4 protein-coding genes are annotated in these 4399 nt (G+C 70.9%); 3 read left to right on the forward strand and 1 reads right to left on the reverse strand.

Annotation, left to right across the window (positions count from 1 at the left end; all coding sequences use genetic code 11):
- Positions 1-1233: L,D-transpeptidase family protein (locus tag MFF42_RS23585; protein WP_238258201.1), on the reverse strand; the 1233-nt coding region annotated here is incomplete at its 3' end.
- A 193-nt stretch (positions 1234-1426) separates the two neighbouring features.
- Between MFF42_RS23585 and ruvB the strand changes: the two genes are divergently transcribed.
- From ruvB to MFF42_RS23600, 3 genes are all read left to right on the forward strand, one after another.
- The gene (ruvB, locus tag MFF42_RS23590; protein ID WP_238258203.1) at positions 1427-2497 is read left to right on the forward strand and encodes a Holliday junction branch migration DNA helicase RuvB; all 1071 of its coding nucleotides are present in this window, start codon (positions 1427-1429) and stop codon (positions 2495-2497) included.
- Positions 2490-3458: a metallophosphoesterase gene (locus tag MFF42_RS23595; RefSeq protein ID WP_238258205.1), complete on the forward strand. Its 969-nt coding sequence runs from the start codon at positions 2490-2492 to the stop codon at positions 3456-3458. Before ruvB ends, MFF42_RS23595 begins: the two co-directional genes overlap by 8 nt.
- Positions 3459-3754: 296 nt before the next feature.
- Positions 3755-4399: DUF4142 domain-containing protein (locus MFF42_RS23600; protein ID WP_238258207.1), on the forward strand; the 645-nt coding region annotated here is incomplete at its 3' end.

The raw sequence follows: 4399 nt of genomic DNA on the forward strand, positions 1-4399 counted from the left end.
GCGGACGCAGCCGTGCGAGTGGAAGCGCACCGAGCCCGCGAACAGCGACTTCGACGGCGTGTCGTGCATGTAGATCGCGTGGCGGTTCGGCATGTCGATGCGGATCTGCCCGAGCGAGTTGTCGAGGCCGGAATCCTGGCGCAGGGTGTAGTTGGCCGCCTTCTGCGTGGTCCAGTCGATCGTGGTCGGATCGACCTCGACGCCGCCGGGGCCGAGGATGCGGATCCGGTTCTTGGCGAGATAGCCGGGGTTCTTGCGCATCGTCGGGATGATCTCGTTCTTGATCACCGAGACGGGCACGGTCCAGGTCGGGTTGAGGTTCACGTCGGTGATCCGGGTCTCGACCGCGGGCGTCTGCTTGCGGGGCGAGCCGACCACCGCGACGTAGCGGCGCGTGACGGTGCCGCTCTCCACCGCCTCGACGGTGGCGGAGGGGATGTTCACGGTGACGTAGCGCTCGCCGAAGCCGAAATTCGAGCCCATCAGCCGCTGCGCCGAGGCGCGCAGCTGCCGCTGGCGCACATCCGCCGGCACGTTGAGGGCGTTGAGCGTCAGGCGGCCGAGGATGCCGGCATCCGGCAGGCCGTGGCGGGCCTGGAACGCCTTCACCGCGGCCACCAGCGGCGGATCGTATCGGTCGGACGGCGGCGCGTCGGCGGGAAGGTCGCCGGTCAGCGTGAGATGGTGGCGCAGGGACGGGATCGCCGGGTGGCTGTCGCCGGGCTTCGGCGCGAAGTCGGCGGGCAGCGTCTTCCAGCCGCCGGCCTCGGCATAGACCTGATAGCGCTCGGCGGCGCGCATCGTGTCCATGAAGGTCTGCGCCGTGTAGGTCGGCAGCGGATCCTCCGACACGCGGGCGTAGACGACCGGCGGCAGCTCGCGCGACACCTTCTTGGCCGGTGTCTCGGTCGGGACGGCCACGGTGTCGGCGGTCGGGCGCTCCAGCTTCGGGTCCGCTTTCGGATCGGGCTTCGAATCGGGCTTCGCGTCGGGTTTGGCCTCGGCCTTCTCCCGGCGCGGCTCCGGCTTCGGATCGGCCCGCAGTTCCCGCTTCGGTTCCGGCGCGCCCTCGGCCTTCGGCTCGATCCGCAGGTTGATGCGGGAATCGGGCTGCATCTCGGGCGCGGGCTCGGCCCGGAGCGGGGCGGCGAGGAGCAGGGCGAGGGCGGCGCCGGTGCCGCCGAGGAGCCGGGCGCGGCGGAGCCCGCGCGGGGCGGAGGGAACGTTCGGCATCACGGATCTCGTCGGGAGCACGCGGCGATCATCCGCAGTGTTGGTTACCAACTCGCTGAAGGCCTCCCGCGCGGCGTGTGCCGCGGCACGTCGCCTCTCCGTCGCCCCCATCGCACGGGGCCGATCGGCCGCGGTGGCCCCGGCGCGCCGGATGTGCAAAACGCGAGGTCAGCCGACGCCCCGCGAGACCCCCGTGAGCGAAGACAAGACCGCCAGACCCGGCAAGACCCTGTTGAACCCCGAGCGCAGGGCGGACGACGTCGATCAGTCGATCCGGCCGTTGAGCCTCGCCGAGTTCATCGGGCAGCGGGCGGCCCGCGCCAACATGCAGATCTTCATCGAGGCGGCCAAGAAGACCGGCCAGGCCCTCGACCATGTCCTGTTCGTCGGCCCGCCGGGGCTCGGCAAGACGACCCTGGCCCAAATCGTCGCCCGCGAACTCGGCGTGAACTTCCGCTCGACCTCCGGCCCGGTCATCGCCAAGGCCGGCGACCTCGCCGCGCAGCTCACCAACCTCGATGAGCGCGACGTCCTGTTCATCGACGAGATCCACCGCCTCAACCCGGCGGTGGAGGAGATCCTCTATCCGGCGATGGAGGATTACCAGCTCGATCTCATCATCGGAGAAGGCCCGGCCGCCCGCTCGGTGAAGATCGAGCTGCCGAAATTCACCCTCGTCGGCGCCACGACCCGCGCGGGCCTGCTCACCACGCCCCTGCGCGACCGCTTCGGCATCCCGATCCGGCTCGAATTCTACGAGATCGACGAGCTCGAACTCATCGTCCGCCGCGGTGCGCGGGTGCTCGGCCTCGGCATGTCGGAGGAGGGCGCCAACGAGATCGCCAAGCGCGCCCGCGGCACGCCGCGCATCGCCGGCCGCCTGCTGCGCCGGGTGCGCGACTTCGCCATTGTCGAGGAGGCGCAGACGGTAAGCCGCGCCATCGCCGACCGGGCGCTGCAGATGCTCGACGTCGATCCCGTCGGCCTCGACGTGATGGACCGCAAGTACCTGACCCTGATCGCCACCTCCTTCGGCGGCGGCCCGGTCGGCATCGAGACCATCGCCGCGGCGCTGTCCGAGCCGCGCGACGCGATCGAGGACATCATCGAGCCCTACCTGATCCAGAAGGGCTTCGTGCAGCGCACGCCCCGCGGGCGGGTGCTGACGCCGCACGCCTTCCGCCACATGGGCTTCGCCGAGCCGCGCCGCGATCCGGGCACGCAGTTCGGCCTGTTCGGCGGCAGCGACGACCCGGATGCCTGAGGCGGACGATCGCGCCTCGACGCGCGGCGGACCACCCGTCTCCGTCACCCGCCGCACGGTGCTGATCGGTCTCGGCGCGACGGCCCTGACCGGCGCCGGCACGGGCGCCTACGCCGTCGGCCTCGAGCCGATGCGCCTCACCGTCACCCGCTACAGCCTGCGGCCGATGGGCCCCTGGCCGGAGGGCCTGAGGCTGCGGATCGTCGCCCTGTCCGACATCCATGCCTGCGAGCCGTGGATGTCGGCCGCGCGCATCGAGGGGATCGTCGCCGCCGCGAACGCCCTGAAGGGCGACGTGACGGTGCTGCTCGGCGACTACGTCTCCGGCATGAACCTCGTCACCCGCTACGTCGACGCCGCCGAGTGGGGACCGATCCTCGGCGGGCTGCGGGCACCGCTCGGCACCTACGCGATCCTCGGCAATCACGACTGGTGGGAGGACAGGGGGGCGCAGGCGCGCGGCAGCGGTCCGACGATCGCGGGCGAGGCCCTGCGGCGAAACGGCATCCGCGTGCTGCAGAACGAGGCGCTTTCGCTCGCAGTGCGGGGGCACGAGGTCTGGCTCGCCGGGCTCGGCGACCAGATCGCCTTCGTGCCGAGCGCCCGCAAACGCGGCCATCCCCGGATCGGCGTCGACGACCTGCCCGGCACGCTCGCGCAGATCCCGGACGGCGCTCCCGCGATCCTGATGGCCCACGAGCCCGACATCTTTCCCCAGGTGCCGGCGCAGATCACCCTCACGCTCTCGGGCCATACGCATGGCGGGCAGGTGCGCCTGTTCGGCTACGCACCGGTCGTGCCCTCGCGCTACAAGAACCGCTTCGCCTACGGCCATGTGCGTGAGCAGACGGACCTCATCGTCTCCGGCGGCCTCGGCATGAGCATCGCCCCGGTGCGACTCGGCGTACCGCCCGAGATCGTCGTGATCGACCTCGGCGGCGACGGGAAACCCACGTCTTAGATATGCATCGAGAGCATATCAGACCGATCGCTGAACCGGGACGGTTTACCGGCGTATGGTGTCGTTCGCTCACCTCCGAAGCGCTGGCTGCCGCCAATCATCGTTGATTTTCATGCCCTTTTCGGGCGCGCCCTGTTCACCGCTTGCGAGAACGGTGAAGCTTAAATCCTTTGATCACAGGATTGTGCGGGGGCGGAACATGCATGCACCGCACAAGTTGAGGCCGCGACCCCGCTCCTCGGGAGCGCCGGCCCGAAACACCAATCCCAAGCACGACCTTCAAGGGAACATCCGCCATGAAGTCGACCGTCCTGGCCGCTCTCGGCCTGTCCGTCGCCCTCGCCACGCCCGCCCTGGCCCAGGACGCGCTGCCCCTTCGAATCGGTGCGGACGCGCCGATCGGTGCCGCGGCCACCTCGACCCCGGAGTTCCGCGCCGAGGCGCTGCGCTCGGACGCCGCCAGCATCGAGGCGAGCCGGATCGCCCTCGAGCGGTCCCGCAACCCGCGCGTGCGCAACTACGCCAACCGGGTGCTGGTCGAGCGTGAGGCCACCACCAAGGCGCTTCTGCCCGAGGGCACCTCCCTTTCCGCCAGCGGCCGCGTCGTCTCCGACAATCAAGGCATCCCGTCCCGCCTCGACAATCCGGTCGGCGTGGTGCTGGCGCCGGTGACGCTCGCCGCCAACATCGGCACCGGCATCGTCGGCGGCGTGCTCGGCGGCGTCGGCCTCATCGACAACAGCCCGGCCGAGCCCGGTCGCCGCGTCGCGCTCGGCCCGAACGGACAGCAACGCATCGAGCGCCTCCGCTCGGCCCGGTCCGCCCGCGAGTTCGACCGCACCTACGTCAACGAGCAGGCCCGCTCGGACGCCCGCACCCTCGCCCTCTACAGCAGCTACGCCCGCAACGGCGACAGCGCCGCCGGCCGCACCTTCGCCAAC

The organism is Methylorubrum podarium (assembly GCF_022179745.1).
Lineage (GTDB): Bacteria > Pseudomonadota > Alphaproteobacteria > Rhizobiales > Beijerinckiaceae > Methylobacterium > Methylobacterium podarium.

What these genes read in the sequence shown, in the direction of transcription:
- MFF42_RS23595 (WP_238258205.1), top strand. Translation starts at nt 2,490, where the DNA reads ATGCCTGAGGCGGACGATCGCGCCTCGACGCGCGGCGGACCACCCGTC.